The sequence below is a fragment of the Mycobacterium simiae genome, assembly GCF_008370645.1.
Lineage (GTDB): Bacteria > Actinomycetota > Actinomycetes > Mycobacteriales > Mycobacteriaceae > Mycobacterium > Mycobacterium simiae_A.
Genome location: NZ_VTZN01000576.1, coordinates 1 through 365, shown reverse-complemented (window position 1 = coordinate 365; position 365 = coordinate 1). Strand labels below are relative to the sequence as shown.

The 365-nt window shown below is 77.5% G+C and carries 1 protein-coding gene; it reads right to left on the bottom strand.

Going from position 1 to position 365, the window contains the following annotated elements:
* Window positions 1–365: hypothetical protein (locus F0Q45_RS26955; RefSeq protein WP_188113216.1), on the bottom strand; the 365-nt coding region annotated here is incomplete at both ends.

Sequence of the window (365 nt, the reverse complement as noted above, 5' to 3'; positions counted from 1 at the left end):
CCGCCGTCGCCGCCGTCACCGCCGAAACTGGTATCGAAGCTGTCCCCTGCACTGGAGGTGGCGCTGCCGCCCTGGCCACCGGCGCCACCAGCACCGCCGGTACCGCCAGTGCCACCGGCGCCGCCGGACCCGGCGTCACCACCCGCACCGCCGAAGCCGAGGAACCGAGCACCGTGGCCACCGTTGCCACCCACGCCGCCAGCGCCGCCGTTGCCGCCGTTGGACAAGGAGTCGCCGCCATCACCCCCATCACGTCCGTCACCGCCGCCGGCTGATTCGCCGAGGGCGGCACCCCCGTCACCGCCGGCGCCGCCGGCGCCGCCTGGACCGCCAGCGCCCCCGGCACCCCCGTTTCCGCCGGCGCC